General features: G+C 73.2%; 8 protein-coding genes. 5 read left to right on the forward strand and 3 right to left on the reverse strand.

The window, feature by feature from the left end; translation table 11 throughout:
• The first annotated feature begins 494 nt into the window (after positions 1-494).
• A complete protein-coding gene (locus tag ACFV9O_RS24395) occupies positions 495-2,618 on the forward strand; it encodes an asparagine synthase-related protein (protein ID WP_385421147.1) in 2,124 nt (707 codons plus the stop codon).
• Between the two features lie 235 nt (positions 2,619-2,853).
• Positions 2,854-6,108: a BTAD domain-containing putative transcriptional regulator gene (locus ACFV9O_RS24400; protein ID WP_385421148.1), complete on the forward strand. Its 3,255-nt coding sequence runs from the start codon at positions 2,854-2,856 to the stop codon at positions 6,106-6,108.
• Between the two features lie 64 nt (positions 6,109-6,172).
• Here ACFV9O_RS24400 and ACFV9O_RS24405 read toward each other — a convergent pair whose 3' ends face one another.
• Both ACFV9O_RS24405 and ACFV9O_RS24410 read right to left on the reverse strand, forming a co-directional pair.
• Positions 6,173-8,089: a sigma-70 family RNA polymerase sigma factor gene (locus ACFV9O_RS24405; RefSeq protein WP_385421149.1), complete on the reverse strand. Its 1,917-nt coding sequence runs from the start codon at positions 8,087-8,089 to the stop codon at positions 6,173-6,175.
• Positions 8,090-8,372: 283 nt separating this feature from the next.
• Positions 8,373-9,254, reverse strand: a complete 882-nt coding sequence (locus ACFV9O_RS24410) for a TetR/AcrR family transcriptional regulator (RefSeq protein ID WP_385421151.1) — start codon at positions 9,252-9,254, stop codon at positions 8,373-8,375.
• A 337-nt stretch (positions 9,255-9,591) separates the two neighbouring features.
• Here ACFV9O_RS24410 and ACFV9O_RS24415 point away from each other — a divergent pair, with 337 nt between their 5' ends.
• A complete protein-coding gene (locus ACFV9O_RS24415) occupies positions 9,592-11,061 on the forward strand; it encodes an NAD(P)/FAD-dependent oxidoreductase (protein ID WP_385421152.1) in 1,470 nt (489 codons plus the stop codon).
• Between the two features lie 135 nt (positions 11,062-11,196).
• Positions 11,197-12,909 (forward strand): SpoIIE family protein phosphatase, encoded by a 1,713-nt coding sequence (locus ACFV9O_RS24420; protein ID WP_385421154.1) that lies wholly within the window; start codon positions 11,197-11,199, stop codon positions 12,907-12,909.
• 15 nt (positions 12,910-12,924) lie between these two features.
• Here the strand turns inward: ACFV9O_RS24420 and ACFV9O_RS24425 are convergent, their stop codons facing one another.
• A complete protein-coding gene (locus tag ACFV9O_RS24425; RefSeq protein ID WP_385421160.1) occupies positions 12,925-14,217 on the reverse strand; it encodes an MFS transporter in 1,293 nt (430 codons plus the stop codon).
• Between the two features lie 139 nt (positions 14,218-14,356).
• Here ACFV9O_RS24425 and ACFV9O_RS24430 point away from each other — a divergent pair, with 139 nt between their 5' ends.
• On the forward strand, positions 14,357-14,977 hold the full coding sequence (locus tag ACFV9O_RS24430; protein WP_385421155.1) for a MarR family winged helix-turn-helix transcriptional regulator: 621 nt from the start codon (positions 14,357-14,359) through the stop codon (positions 14,975-14,977).
• Positions 14,978-15,475: the final 498 nt, after the last annotated feature.

The raw sequence follows: 15,475 nt of genomic DNA on the forward strand, positions 1-15,475 counted from the left end.
CGGTCCCGGCCGTCTTCGTGCTCCCGGTGTGTGGCCGTGCGCCCGTCCGTGCGCTCTCGCCCGGCCGTGGCGGGAGCGCTTCCATGAGTCCTGCGTGGGTCGGCCCACTGGCACAGGGATCCGGTGGGCTGGGGGAACACCGCCGCCTCAATCCCCGCGGGCGGCGGAGCGGTCCGGGAGGCGAAGGGCGCCTCCCGGACTGTGCGTACGACGGAATTCCCGGACTGGTGTTCGGTTCTGTGGCGTTCGGAGAATGGCCGAATGTCGCCCTTCCCTCGCGCACTGTTCGCGCACTGTTCGTGGCCTTGGGGGCGTGGCGCCGGAGCCGGCGGGCCGCCGGTAAATGGCCAATGCCAGAGGCGCGTTCACTTTTTGCGCGCGCGACCCCGGAGCCCCTCCTCTACGCCGTTGTCGTGGCAGCATGTCCTCATCGAGGTGTGCCGAATCGGGTGTTCCGAGGGTGCCGAGGGTTGTCCACAGGCTGTGGAGGCGCGATGCGGTGGCTGGTGGGGTGGAGCAGTGTCGCCGCAAGCTTCGGGACGGCGGGAGCTGTCCGAACCACCGCCGGAACCGGCCGCTCGGAGGCCGGTGAGGAGAGCCGCACCGTCCACCCCGTCGGCGCCCAGCTGCTGTGGGGCGACCCCGATCCGCTCTGGGCCGTGGGCGACTGGCGGCCCGACGAAGTCCGCGTCGTCACCGTCGATCCCTTCACCCGCCTTGCCGTACTGGGGTGTTGTGCCGTCGGCGACGAGGAACTCCGCGTGGGGCTCTTCGCGGCGCGGGGCGGTGCGCTGCGCCATCTCACCGCCTGGGCGGGCAGCTACACGGCGGTCGTGCAGGTCGGGCGCCGTATCACCATCGCCGGAGACCTCGCCGGTGCGCGGCCCGTCTTCTACACACCCTGGGCCAACGGCACGGCGTACGCCACCGCCGCCCTGCCCCTGGCCGACCTCATCGAGGCCCAGCTCGACATCGGGCACCTGGCCGCGCTGCTCGCCTGCCCCGAGACCCCGGAGGCGCTGCGCGACTCCACGCCGTACGCGGGCGTCAAACGCATCCCGCCCGGGCACGCGCTGATCCTGCGCGAGGGCTCGCGCGAGATCACCGGGTACGAACCGGTCGCCTCCCTCGCCGTCGCGGCGCCCCAGCTCGAGGCGGACCGGGCGATGGACGCGATGCGGGACGCGCTCGTAGACGCCGTACGCGCGAGACTCACCGCGCCCCGGCACGCGCCCGAGACGCTGCCGCCCGACCCCGGTCCCGTGCCCGGCATGGGCCCGGCGGAACGGCGCGCGGCGAGGGGCGCACCCGCGCCCGGCATCGGCGCCGATCTGTCCGGAGGCAGCGCCTCCGGGACGCTGGCGCTGCTCGCCGCCGGGCTGCCGGGGGTGCCGGGGACGATCCTCGGGCATGGCACGGGCGCGGGCGAGCGGCTCCTGGCCGTCACCTTCAACGACCTGGCGGCGGGCGACGGGCGGGAGGACGAGCTGGAGCGCGCCCGGTCCATCGCGGAGAACCCGCGCCTGCACCACGTCGTCGTCGCCGCCGGCGAGGAGGCGCTGCCGTACGCCGACCTGGAGTCCGGGCCGCTGACGGACGAGCCGGGCCCCTCCCTGGTCGTGGCGGAACGGCACCGGCGCCGGCTCGCCGCCGGCAGCGCGGACCACTTCACGGGACTCGGCGCGCGGCAGGTCCTGGACGCGCATCCGGCCCGGCTCGCCGACCTGCTGATGGACCGCCGGCGGCGGCCGCTGCTGCGGCCCGTCTCGGCGCTGGCACGGGCGCAGGGGGCGTCGGCGGGGTCGCTGCTCGTCCCCCTCACGGTGTACCGGGCGGCGCGCCGGCTGGCCCGTACGCCGTACCGGGCGGGCCTGGAGTCCGCCGCGGCGCACCTCCCCTCGGCCAACCGGACCACGCCCGCCGTGAACGGGCCGCTGGGCGCGTCCCTGGCCGCCCTCGCCTGGTCCAGGCCGGGTCCTGCGGCGCGGTGGCTCACGGGGGAGGCGCTCGCTGAAGTATCGGTTCGCCTGCAGGAGGCGGCGACACGGCCGACGTCGGTGCAGCGGCCGGGGGAGGCGCGGGCGCGTGCCGCGCTGGCGCGGTACGCCGCGGACCACCGCGTCCTGGAGCAGGCCGCGGAGGTGCGCAGCCAGCGGCTGCACGCGCCCTTTCTCGACAACCAGGTCGTCCGGGCGGCACGCGCTCTGCCCGAGGCGCTCCGGGTCCAGCCGGGCGCGCGGGCGACGGTCCTGCGGTCGGTCCTCGCGGGCGCGGGCATCCACGACCTGCCGCCCGGCTGGGGCGCGACGTCCCAGGCGGCGGCGACGGCGGCGACGCGGTCGGGTCTGCGGCTGGCCCTGCCCGAGCTGCTGGCGCTGTTCGACACGCCCCTGCTCGCGGACGCGGGCATCGTCGAGGCGCGCGTCGTCCGCAAGGCGCTGCGCGCGGCGTCGGAGGGCGAGCCGGTGCCGCTGGACGGCCTCGCGGACCTGGTCTCGACGGAACTCTGGCTCCGGCGACTCCTCGCGCGGCGCGGCACCTGCTGGACGGGAACCGCGGCGCCCCGCAGCCGCGCGGTGGCGGCGGGGGTGCCGCCGCGTCCGACACTGCAGGCGTAGCGCCCGGCGGGGCGGCTGGTGCGGCGTGCCCGTGCGGGCGCCCCGGGGTGCCGGGCTCGCCTCACGCCGGTCGGTGCCGCTGGGCCTGCCGGCCGGCGGGCCTTCATGCGTGCGCGGTACCGGGCACACCGCCCCCCCGCACCCCCCGCACCCCCCGCACCGCCCGCACCGCCAGAGGCGCCCCGCATCGCAAAAAGCGCGCGCGCCCAGCCCCCGGGCCCGGGAGAATGAGGCGGTGCGGTATCTCATCCTCGGCGTCACCGAAGCTCGCGACGAGCGCGGCCGCACCCTTCCCGTCGGTGGCCCGAGGCTGCGGGCCCTGCTCGCCGCGCTGGCGGGGCGGGCCGGCCGGGCCGCGTCCGTCGGCGAGCTCGTCGAGGAGGTCTGGGGCGGCGAGCCGCCCCACGACGCCCCCGCCGCCCTGCAGGCACTCGTCGGGCGGCTGAGGCGCGTCCTCGGCAAGGACGCCGTCGAGTCCACGCCCGCCGGATACCGCCTCGCGGCCACGCCCGACGACATCGACCTGTACGTGTTCGAGCGGCTCGCCCGCACCGGTACCGCGCAGCTCGACGCCGGCGACCCCACCGCGGCGGCCGCGAGCCTCCGGGAAGCCCTCGCGCTGTGGAGAGGTCCGGCGTTCGCGGACCTTCCCGACGGGGACCTGGGCGTCCGCCCGGAGGCCCAGCGCCTCGCGGCCGTGCGGCAACGCATCGAGGCCGACCTCCGGCGCGGGGCCACCGACAGCCTCGTACCGGAGCTCGAGGAGCTCATCTCCGCGCACCCGTACGACGAGACCCTGCGTGCACAGCTCATTCGGGCGCTCCGCGCCGAGGGCCGCCACGCGGACGCCCTCGCCGCGTACGAGGGCGTCCGCCGCGCCCTGGCCGAGGGGCTCGGCACCGATCCCGGGCCGGAACTGGTCGCGCTGCACCAGCAGATGCTCCAGGCCTCGGCCGCCCCGGCGCCGGCGCCCCCGACTTCGCCCACCCCGCCCGCCGGGCCCCTTTTGGCCGCCCCGGAGCCCGAGGGCAACCTCCGCCCCCGCCTGACCTCGTTCGTCGGGCGCGAGCGCGAAATCCATGTGATCCGTACCGATTTGACCCGGTCGCGGCTCGTCACTCTCACCGGCCCCGGCGGCGCCGGCAAGACCCGCCTCGCGGAGGAGGCCGCGGCCGGCGCCGCCTGGCTCGCCGAACTCGCCCCGCTCGACGACCCCGCCGCCGTACCCGGAGCCGTGCTCTCCGCGCTGGGACTGCGCGAGACGAACCTGATCACCCGAGAGGGCCAGCCGCTCCACGACGACCCCACCACCGAGCTCGTCGAGCACCTCGCGAACCGCCGCCTGCTGCTCGTCCTCGACAACTGCGAGCACGTCATCGGCGCCGCCGCCGGACTCGCCGAGGCCCTGCTCACGCACTGCCCCCAGCTCCGCATCCTCGCCACGAGCCGTGAGCCGCTCGGTGTTCCTGGCGAGTCCGTCCGCCCCGTGGACTCCCTGCCCCCGGAGGCGGCGCTGCGCCTCCTCGCCGACCGGGGCGCGGCCGCGAACCCGGCCTTCCGGGTCGAGGACGATCCGGAGGCGGCCGCCGAGATCTGCCGCCGCCTGGACGGACTGCCGCTCGCGATCGAACTCGCCGCCGCCCGGCTGCGGATGCTCACCCCGCGCCAGATCGCCGACCGCCTCGACGACCGCTTCCGGCTGCTGACCAGTGGCAGCCGTACGGTGCTGCCCCGCCAGCAGACCCTGCGGGCCGTCGTCGACTGGTCCTGGGACCTCCTCGACGACGCCGAACGGTCGGTTCTGCGGCAGGTCTCCGTCTTCGCCGGTGGCTGGGATCTTGCCGCTGCCGAGGCGGTGACGGGCACGCCGGACGCCCCCGCCCTGCTCGGCGCCCTCGTCGACAAGTCCCTGGTCACGGCCGCCCCCGGCGTTCCGGACGGCGCCGGCGAGATGCGCTTCCGGCTGCTGGAGACCATCCATGAGTACGCCACCGAGCGAGCGGCGGAGACGCCGCAGCTGCGCGCCGCGGCCGAGCGCGCCCACACCGCCCACTTCACGGCCTTCGTCGAGCAGGCGGACCCGGAGCTCCGCTCGGCCCGGCAGCTGCCGTGGATGCGCAGGATGGAGGCCGACCTCGACAACATCCGCGCCGCCCTGCACCGCACCACGGTCCCCGAGGCGGACCGGGACGGAGCCGGACCGGACGAGTCGTACGCCATCCGGCTCGTCCTCGCGATGAGCTGGTTCTGGTGGCTGCGCAACTACCGTCCCGAGGGCCTCGCCTGGGTCAACCGCACGATCGCCCTCGCCCCGGGACCCGACGGCGACGACCGGAGCGATCCTCGGCACTGGCCCCGTATGCACGTGCGCATGCTGCAGCTCTTCCTCGACGAGAGCCGTGCCAAGCCGGCCGCGTTCGAGGAGCCGGAGACACGGAGCATGGCCCTCCGGCTACGGGACGCCTTCCGTGGCGCAGGACCCGAGGCCGCCCGATTCCCCGGCCTGATCTGGCCCTTCACCAGCTATTTCACGGACGGTCCCGACGCCGTCCGGCAGTACCTCGACGAGTGCGTCGCCAACTGCCGGGCCCACGGCGGCGAGTGGGAGACGGGCGTGGCCCTGATCTTCCGCGCCCATCTGGCCATCGACTATCCGGGCGGTGTCGTCGAGATCGACGGCGATCTCGCCGAGCTGCGCGAACTCAGCCGCCGCGTCGGCGACCGCTGGATGCGGGCGGAGGTCGCCAGCGCCGTCGGCGAGGCGGGGATGGTGCGCGGCCGGTACGAGGAGGCCCACGCCGCGTACACCGAGGCGCTCGGTCTCGCCCGCGAGGTCGGCGCCCGTGCCGAGGCCCCCTTCCTGATCGCCCGGCTCGCCGAACTCGCCTACCGGCGAGGCGATGTGGAGGCCGCCGAGAAGGGCCTGGACGAGGCCTCCGAGGAAGCCGAGCGTTCCAGTGTCCAGGACACCCGGGGGTTCGTACTTTTCATGCGGGCGGTGATCGCCTTGGAGCGCGGCGAGATCGTGGACGCCCGGCGGTTCGCCGACACCGCGCGGACGGTCTCCGCCTTCGGCTCGCCGCCGCCGCACTTCGACGCGGCGCTCAGCGGACTGGACGCGCGGATCGCGGTGCACGAACAGACTGGCGGTCCGCTCACCGGCCTTCGCGGACTGGCCGCCGCTCTGCGCGCCGCGCGCGAGGCCCGCTGCACGGAACTCGTCACCGCGCATCTCGCGGAGAACGCCGCGTCCGTACTGCCGATGCTCGGCGAGGACGCGTTCGCCGTACGGGTCCTTGCCGCTGCGGAGGCATGGCGGACCCACACGCCCCGGTCCGTGCCGGAGCGCCGCATGACCGAGGCCGTCGAGAACCGGGCCCGTACGAGCCTCGGCGAGCAGCGCTTCGAGGCGGAACGATCCGCCGGCGCCGCACTCACCCTCGCCCAGGTCATCGAGGCTCTGGAGGCAGCGACACTCGGCGCCGGCTGATCCGTGCCCGGCGCCCGGCGTTCCGCGCGCACCAGCAGGTGCCCGGGCCTCGGCCGATGCGGGCTCAGCCGCAGCTGATCCGCGACTGCGCCCAGTCCGCGAGCGCCACCGAGTCGAACGGCGTGTGCGGTTCCACCACGAGCCGGATCGTCTCCCGCCCGGCGACACCGACGCTCACCGGCACCGCCGCGTCGCCGCCGCGCATCACCGGCGACTGCCACAGCCGTGCCCCGTCCCCGTACACGGAGAACCGCACAGCGCCGTGCCCCAGCGTCATGTCGTCGATGCCGACCAGCGCCTCGTACGAGGTGCACTCGCGGTTCAGGTCGATCGCCACGGTCGACTTCGCACGGGTGGAGACGCCGTGCCCGTACCGGGTGCCGCCGATCGACATGTCCCAGCGCTTCCAGAGCCAGCTGCTCTGGCCGAGCCGCACCTCGGGCCGGCTGTGGTCGCCGAACACGGCGTAGTCGAGCTGGTTGACCTGGTAGACCTCAGGGGCGGGCGCCGGGGGTGGCGGTGTGGGCTTCGCGCCGGGCTTGGCCGCGGGCGGCGTCGGCGGGGGCGGCTTCGGGTCGGTCCTGTCCGCCGGAGGCTTCGGCGCCGCCGGCTTCGGAGTCGGCACGGGCGAAGGCTTCTCCGGCGGCGGGGCCGGCTCGGGTGCCGCGGCCGGGGGCTCCGGCTTCGACGACGGGTCGGGCGCCTTCGGTACGACGGGCTGCGCGACGGCCGGCGGCTTCGCCTCGGGCTGCGGTACCGGCTGGGGGGCACCCGAGAGCGCCCATACGAGCCCGGCGGCCGCCGCGAGGGCCGCGGCCGCGGCGAGCCCGGCCTTTGCCGGAGCGCCGAGGCCCTCCGCGGCCGCGGTCCCTCCGGACGTCGCCCCGGACCCGGTACCGGCCCCGGTCGCCGCCGCGGCGGCACCCGCACCGGCCGCGCCCACGGCACCGCCTGCCACGATCCCGGCCGCCTTGAGCGAGTACCCGGCGGCGAACCACCCGATGACCGCGACCGGCAGCAGCGCCGGGATCCCCGCGTTGACCTGCTCCAACTCACCAGCGGCCAGGCGGCACTTGGCGCACTCCTCCAGGTGCTTGCGCAGTCCCCGCTCGGCCCGCATCCGCAGCCCGCCCCGGGCATACGCCCCGAGCCGGTCGGCGTAGCGCGCGCAGTCGCCGCCCGAAGTGAGCGAGGTGCTCACATGGGCCTGCAGATAGGCCTGCTTGAGACCCTCGCGGGCCCGACTGGCCAGCACCGCCGTGGCATTGGCCGTGAGACCGAAGAGCGGTGCAACCTCGCTCGGCGACTCCTCCTCGACCGTCGTGTGCCAGAGGACCGCCTGCCAGCGCTCGGGCAGGGAGCGGAAGGCCTGCAACGCCAGTGACTGCTCGGCCTCGTGCATAGCCCGCACGTCCGCACCCAGATCGAGCGTGCCCCGGTCCGACACCTCGGAGGAACGGGCGGCCTGGTCGGCGAAGACGGCGAAGTCCTCGACCAGTTGCTCCCGCTTCGAGGAGTTCGTCCAGGCCGCGGCGACCCGGCGCACGGTCGTCAGCAGATACGCCCGCACGGCCTGCTCCGGCCCTGCCCCGCCGCGCACCGCCTGCAGCGTGCGCGCGAACACCTCGGCCGTCAGATCGTCCGCGGTGTGCCCGTCGCGGCAGCACGTGCGCGCATAGCGCCGCACCGCCTCCGAGTGCCGGCGGAACAGTTCCTCGTACGCGCTGTCGTCGCCGAGCCTCATCCGCTGGATCAAGTCGGCGTCCGACGGCGGCAGACCGACGGCCGTGCCCCTGCTTCCGCCCTCGCGCTGCGGCGGCACACTCGCGTCGGCCTCCCGCGCGTAGGCAGCCTCGGAGGCATGCCCTGCCGCCATGGAGTGCCCGGGCCCGCCCTGGCTCGGGACCTGCCGATGCGGCACGCCCCCGGCCTCCGGCCCGGTTGCACCGCCGACTGGTTCGTCCCGACCGTCACCGCTCATCGAGGAAGCCCCTGTACGCACCCACCTGACACGAACACCGGGCAAGAGTGCCACAGAGCGATTGGCCTCAGGACGTAGCCTTCCGGCAACCACTCATCCGGGGAGGCCTTCCGGAACCGAGCACTAGGGTTCACCCGTACGGGGAATGCTCAACAGACTGTACGACTGCGCCGTACGACCGGGCACCTCGGTCGGCAGGCACCGCCGGACGCCAGGGACCGCCTCGCACAGCAAGGACCGGCCTCGGACAGCGAGGACGCCGCAGGCGACAGCGCGCCGGCCGTCACGGCCGCGAGCGCAGTCCCTCCAGCAGGATGTCGAGCAGCCGGGCCGAGGCCGCCGCCTGCTGCGCCGCGTCCGGCAGTGACGGCGCAGCCGTGGCTATCACGAGCAGCACATCGGCCACGGTGACATCGCGCCGCAGCTCACCCGCCGCCCGCGCCCGGTCGACCAGCTGCCCCACGACGTCCAGCAGTTCGCCCGCACCCGCGTCGTCCTGCTCGGCCACCGGTGCCTGCACCGGCGCCGGCATCTGTCCGTGCACCGAGCGCGCCCCGACGACCCGGAGCTCGGGCTGACCGCCGAAGCCCTGTCGCTGCTGCGGCACCCGCGACTCGTCCCGTCCGTCGCGCTGGGCGTCCTGTGCGCCGCCCAGGACCTCGGGCACGACCGTCGAGTCGTCCACACCGACCCGCAGCACCTGCGGCGGGAGCAGCCTGCCCGCGCCGGAGGCGACCGACGTCCGCAGGAAGCGGGAGAGCGCCGACCACGGCTCCTCCTCCTGCCCCAGAGCCGTACGCGCCTGCTCCGTCAGCCGGGAGGTCTCCTCCTCGGCTATCCGCCGCACCAGCACGTCCTTGCTCGGGAAGCGGCGGTAGACCGTGCCGACACCGACGCGCGCCCGGCGCGCCACGTCCTCCATCGGCGCGCCGTAGCCAAGCTCGCCGAACACCTCGCGCGCGGCCCGCAGAACATGCTCGAGATTGCGCTGCGCGTCCACACGCAGCGGGGCCGAACGCCCTGCCGCACCTGCCGCGCCGGCCCCACGGGCCACGGAGCCGCCCAGGCCCCCGGCGGTCCCCGCCCCGGCCACCGCTCCCGTCACCGCACGTCCGTTGCCGTCGGAAGCGACAGCGGCCTGCCAATGCGAATCCTGAATGTGCATAACCGTTCCCCCGGTAATGATGTCGTCTCCCCCCGGAGACGCCCCGCCCTGACAGCCGAGGTGAATCAGACGAGTCACCGACCCGACACCCCGACGAAGTACGAACATAGTTGAGTCGAGGTCAATTCAGAAGGGGCTCTTCCGCACGGTGTGCCCCCCGATCGGAGCAAGGGCCGGAACGTTCCCGATTCCACCCCGTCCCACTACCCCCCACGCCCACCCTGACCTGCGCACCTTTCCCCGCACCGGCTCCCGGGCCGAGGATGCCCGGCCAAAACCTCCGGTCACACAATTTGCCGGGCCTGTGGACAAACTCCCGAGGCCGTTGCGTCATGGGATGGTGAAGGCTGCATACTCCCGGGACACGACGCCCGGCTCCTCGCCGCGCACGCGCATTCTCGTCGTCGGCGGCGGCTACGTGGGGATGTACACCGCGCTGCGCCTGCAGGACAAGCTGAAGGCGGAGCTGGGCCGTGGCGACATCGAGATCCTCGTCGTCACGCCAGAGGCGTACATGACCTATCAGCCCTTCCTGCCGGAGGCGGCGGCCGGCGCGATCTCGCCCCGCCACGTGGTGGTCCCGCTCCGCCGTGTCCTGAGCAGATGCAAGATCCTCATCGGCGAGGTCCGGTCCGTCGACCACGCCAAGCGCACCGCGACCGTCACGACCCTCGCCACCGAGGAGGAGGGCACGGGCGGGGTCCAGATCGGATACGACGAGCTGGTCATCGCCCCTGGCTCGATCTCCCGCACCCTCCCGGTCCCCGGTCTCGCCACGTACGGCATCGGCTTCAAGTCCGTCGAGGAGGCCATCGGCCTGCGCAACCACGTCATCGAGCAGATGGACATCGCCTCCTCCACCCGCGAGCCCGCCCTGCGCGACGCGGCCCTCACCTTCGTCTTCGTGGGCGGCGGCTTCGCCGGCGTCGAAGCGCTCGGCGAGCTGGAGGACATGGCCCGCTACGCCACGCGCTACTACCACAACATCAAGCCCGAGGACCTGAAATGGGTCCTGGTCGAGGCGAGCGACCGCATCCTCCCCGAGGTCGGCGAGGAGATGGGCAGGTACGCGATCCGTGAGCTGCGCGCCCGCAACATCGACGTACGGCTGGAAACCCGCCTGGATTCCTGCGAGAACCGTGTCGTCGTCCTGAGCGACGGCACCCGCTTCCCCACCCGCACGGTCGTGTGGACCGCCGGCGTCAAACCCGCGCCCGTCCTCGCCTCCACCGACCTGCCGCTCAACGAACGCGGCCGCCTCAAGTGCACCGCCGAGCTCACCGTCGAGGGCGTCGAGCACGCGTGGGCGGCCGGTGACGCCGCCGCCGTACCCGACCTGACCGCGAAGGAAGCCGGCAAGGAGACCGCGCCGAACGCCCAGCACGCCGTGCGTCAGACCAAGGTGCTCGCCGAGAACATCGTCGCTTCGCTGCGCGGACAGCCCCTCAAGGAATACGCCCACGCCTACGTGGGATCCGTGGCGTCCCTCGGCCTGCACAAGGGCGTGGCACATGTGTACGGCCGCAAGCTCAAGGGCTATCCGGCCTGGCTGATGCACCGCGTCTACCATCTCAGCCGCATGCCCACCTTCAACCGGAAGGCACGCATCCTGGCCGAGTGGACGCTGTCGGGGCTCTTCAAACGTGAGATCGTCTCGCTGGGCTCGCTGGAGCATCCGCGCGCCGAGTTCGAGCTCGCCGCGGGCGCCGTCCCGTCCCGCCCCCTCACCCGTCGTCACGAGGACCCGCCCAAGGGCCCGAAGGGCAACCGGAACCCGCGGCCGGAGGGGGATCCCGGGCAGGACTGACGCTGTTGTCAGTACGGTCGGTCACACTGGACGTGTGACGATAGGTGGGCCGACACCTGCACAGAGTGACCTGTCCACGCGGCGCGGCCGTGCGCCCACGACGATCAGCAAACAACATACGAGGCTAGAAAATCCGTGAACTTCACGCGTTGGAGCGCCCGGCTCCCCGGTACGCAGCGTCGCGCCGCAGCGCGGATCGACCGCGGGTCCGTGCCCGCGGCCCGCGGTGAGTACGACCAGCGGCCGGAGCCCCCGTCCGACGCCACCGATGTGCCCGACGATCGCGGCGTACCGACGCTCGATCACTTCTCCGTACGGGAGCTGCTCGGCGGGCTCCCGGCTCTCGTCGCCCTCGTCCACGGCCCCGAGCACCGCATCGCGTACATCAACGAGGCGTACGCCGCCGCGTTCGGCCCCCGCGCCATCGGCGCCACCGCCGCCGCGGCCTGCCCCGAGCTCGCCGAGCTGGGGCTGCTTCCGCTGATGGACCAGGTGCTGCGCAGCGGAAAGCCCCGCACCGTGAAGTCCCGCCGCATCCAGGGCGGCGGCTCGTACACGATCACGTGCCTGCCCGCCGAAGCCCCCGCCCCGGCGCCCGCACCCGCACCCGCGGCCGAATCCGAATCCGAATCCGAATCCGAATCCGGCTCCGGTTCCGGCCGCGGCGTCCTCGTCTTCGCCGCCGATGTCACCGACCACGCCGAGGCCGCCGAGCGTCTGCGCGCCAGCGAGCGCCGCCACCGCGAAACCGCCGTCACCCTCCAGCGCTCCCTGCTCCCGCAGGAGCTGGAGCAGCCCGACGACCTGCGCATCGCCGCCGAGTACCGCCCGGGCGGCACGGACGCCGCGGTCGGCGGCGACTGGTACGACGTGATCACGCTCGGCGCCGGCCGCACCGCCCTCGTCATCGGCGACGTCATGGGCCGCGGCGTCCGCGCCGCCGCCGTGATGGGCCAGCTGCGGACGGCCGTCCGCGCCTACGCCCGCCTCGACCTGCCCCCGCACGAAGTGCTGCAGCTCCTCGACGGCCTCGCCGCCGAGATCGACCCCAGCCAGATCGCCACGTGTGTGTATGCGGTCCACGACCCCAACGAGGGACGGCTCGTGTACGCATCGGCGGGCCATCTGCCGATCCTCGTACGGGACGAGGACGGCACGGTCCACCGCGCCGAGGAGCCGACCGGTCCCCCGCTCGGCACCGGCGGCTGGCTGCACACCTCCGGCACCGTCCCGCTCCAGCCCGGCTCCACCGCTGTCCTCTATACGGACGGTCTCGTCGAGCGGCGCGGTGAGGACATCGACGAAGGCGTCGCCGCCCTGGAGCGCGCACTGGCCGGAGCGACCGGCACACCCCAGGTGGTGTGCGACCGGCTGATCCGCTCTTTGGGCGTCACTGCCGAGCATGACGACGATGTCGCCGTCCTCGTCCTCCAGCACCCGACCCGCACGGGCACGGACGCGGAGCTGTTCCACAACGCGGCCCTGGAGCTGCTCGGCGGCGTCGAAGCGGCACCCCGCGCGCGTGCCTTCGCTTCGGGGGTGCTGGCCTCCTGGCGGTTCCCGGGTGAGCTGCGCGATCTGGGGGTGCTCGCCGCGAGCGAGCTCGTGGCGAACTCCCTCCAGCACGGCACCCCGCCCATGCGGCTGCGGCTCCGCCGCACCGACCGCCGCCTGATCATCGAGGTGACGGACGGGGACGACCATCTGCCGCGCCGCCGCCGCGCGGAAACGGAGGACGAGGCGGGTCGCGGAATCTCCATCGTCGCGACGATCGCCTCGTCCTGGGGGAGCCGCCGCACTCCCGGCGGCGGCAAAGCGGTGTGGTGCGAGTTCGCGCTGCCCGACTAGGCGGACAGGGTCCGGTCAGGCGGCGGCCTCGACCAGGCCGCCCTGCTCGGGCTGGTGCTTGGCCACGACCCGCGACCTCGACGCGAGCGACGGCTGGTCCTGTACGGGCGTGAGCCGCTTGCCCAGGCGCAGGGCGAGCGCGGTGATGCCGAGCGAGAAGAGGACGAACGTCACGATGTACGGACCGTGCAGCGAGGCCCCCATCGGCCCGCCCACGGCCGGACCGACCGCCAGGGCGAGCTGCTTGACCAGAGCGAACGCGGAGTTGTACTGCCCGACCATCGACTCCGGTGCCAGGTCGGCGACGAGCGGCGCCACGGTCGGCGACAGCATCGCCTCACCGAGCCCGAAGAGCGCGTACGTGGAGATGAACGCGGCCGTCGCCATCGCCTGGCTGCCGTGCCCGAGCCCCGCGTACCCCGCGAAGAGCCATGCAACGGCCCAGATCAGCCCGACCGCAGCGATGACCCCCGTACGCCTCCGCCGCTCGACGAACCTGAGGACCACGAACTGGGCGACCACGATGACGGCCGTGTTCGCCGCCAGGGCGAAGCCGAGCGTCGCCGGGTCGATCCCGGCGGCCTCGGTGCCGTAGGCCGCCAGCCCGGACTCGAACTGTCCGTAGCAGGCGAAGAAGAGAACGAACCCCAGCACGCACAGCTGCACCATCGCCCGGTGTCCGAGCAGTGCCCGCAGGCCGCCCCTGGCCTTCGCCTCGGTGTTCTCCGGCATCGCGTCCGGGATCGCCGGGCACCCGGGCATCCGCACGGTCGCCGCGATACCCGCGAGCACGACGAACATCGCCGCCTCGATCGCGAACAGCAGGGTGAAGCTGCCGGGCCGGCTCTCGTCGACGATCTGCCCACCGATCAGACCGCCGACGCCCAGCCCCAGGTTCTGCAGGAAGAACTGCATCGCGAACGCCCGCGTCCGGGTCGCCGGGCTGGAGCACCAGACGATCATCGTCGCGAGCGCCGGCTGCATCACGGCCGTACCGGCACCCAGCAGAGCGGCGGACAGCACGGCCATGGGGACACTCCCGGACAGCCCCATGCTCAGCGCACCCGCGGACGCGAGCACCGAGGCCACGACCACGACGGGCAGCGGACCCCGCCGGTCGATGACCCGTCCGGTGAAGGGCAGGACAACGAGCGCGGCCATGGCAAAGACGGCAAGGACAGCCCCTGCCGTACTGGCGCCCAGGTCACGCACCTGAGCCACATACACATAGAGATACGGAACGGTGAACCCGAGCCCGAACGCGCTCAGCACGTTCCCTGCCTGGATCCGGCGCATCGCAGCGCCCATCTGCCTGGTCACACTCACCTGCCTTGGTCTGCCGGAGGGGGAGGACTGAAGCCTGAAGACTTCGAAGCTAAAGTTAGAGCCTTAACAATACATATCGAAGGACTTAGAAGCCAACTCGATGCGTGGGATAGTGGGCCGCATGACCGACACCCCCGAGCAGCCCGCCCCTGGGCAGCCATCCGGTCCCGCCTCGGCGCCGGCCACCCATGTCGCCGAGGCCGAGGGAGCCGCGCAGGAGCCGAGCCTCGACGAGCAGATCGCCGCGTATCAGCGCGAATTCCGCGACCTGGACCCCCAGGTCGAGAAGGTCGTCTCCGCGCTCGGCCGGCTCAACCGCCGGATGAACGTCGCGTACGGCCGCCAGGTCGCCGCCCTCGGCATCAGCAGCGCCGAGTGGGAGGTCCTCAAGACCCTCGTCCTCGCCGGCGCCCCCTATCGCCTCGGTCCCGGCGAGCTCGCCAAGCGACTCGGCCTCACCCCGGCCGCCATGACCCACCGCATCGACCGCATGGCGAGCGAGGGCCTGGTCACCCGCGACCGCGACGAGACGAACCGAGTGCGGGTCATCGTCGAGCTCACGGACGAGGGCCGTACGAAGTGGCTGGAGGCGATGCGCATGGCGACCGCCTTCGAGGAGGACCTGCTCCAGGACCTGTCGAGCGAGGAACGGGGCGTGCTGGGCGAGATGCTCATCCGCGTCCTGCGCCGGGTGGAGCACACCCAGCCGGACGCGGGCGGCCGGCTCACCGACCTGGACTAGAAGGCTTGTTGGAGGTGTCGGGAAGATGAACGGAGGGGCGGGTTGACACGCCCCTGGTCGATCCGTAAGGTTCTTCGAGTTGTCACGGAGCCGGAACGGTTCTGCGACAACCGATCCCGCCGCTCATGCGGCAACCAAACTCAGCACGATCTCCCAACCGGGAAGAATTTCGGCATGCCGAAATTCGTTTCGAAAGACTCGATTATGAGTCGCCTGGGAAATCCGCTAGAGTTTGAAACGTCCGAACGGCCCAACAGCCGGGAAGGCACCCCCTTCTGACTGGGAATCAGGCCCGAAAGGATCTGATAGAGTCGGAACCGCCGGAAAGGGAAACGCGAAAGCGAAGAACGGCCCGGCAGCCCGCTCCAGCGGGTGGCGGAAACGGAAATCGGATCTGCTAAGCTGGAAACACCGAAGGGAAGCGCCCGGAGGAAAGCCCGAGAGGGTGAGTACGAAGGAAGCGTCCGTTCCTTGAGAACTCAACAGCGTGCCAAAAAT

Source organism: Streptomyces sp. NPDC059909, assembly GCF_042730885.1.
Classification (GTDB): domain Bacteria; phylum Actinomycetota; class Actinomycetes; order Streptomycetales; family Streptomycetaceae; genus Streptomyces.

Bases quoted from the DNA above. Each gene is read 5' to 3' on its own strand.
- ACFV9O_RS24395 (WP_385421147.1), top strand. From the start codon at position 495: ATGCGGTGGCTGGTGGGGTGGAGCAGTGTCGCCGCAAGCTTCGGGACG.
- ACFV9O_RS24405 (WP_385421149.1), bottom strand. From the start codon at position 8,089: ATGAGCGGTGACGGTCGGGACGAACCAGTCGGCGGTGCAACCGGGCCG.
- ACFV9O_RS24410 (WP_385421151.1), bottom strand. From the start codon at position 9,254: ATGCACATTCAGGATTCGCATTGGCAGGCCGCTGTCGCTTCCGACGGC.
- ACFV9O_RS24415 (WP_385421152.1), top strand. From the start codon at position 9,592: ATGGTGAAGGCTGCATACTCCCGGGACACGACGCCCGGCTCCTCGCCG.
- ACFV9O_RS24425 (WP_385421160.1), bottom strand. From the start codon at position 14,217: ATGGGCGCTGCGATGCGCCGGATCCAGGCAGGGAACGTGCTGAGCGCG.
- ACFV9O_RS24430 (WP_385421155.1), top strand. From the start codon at position 14,357: ATGACCGACACCCCCGAGCAGCCCGCCCCTGGGCAGCCATCCGGTCCC.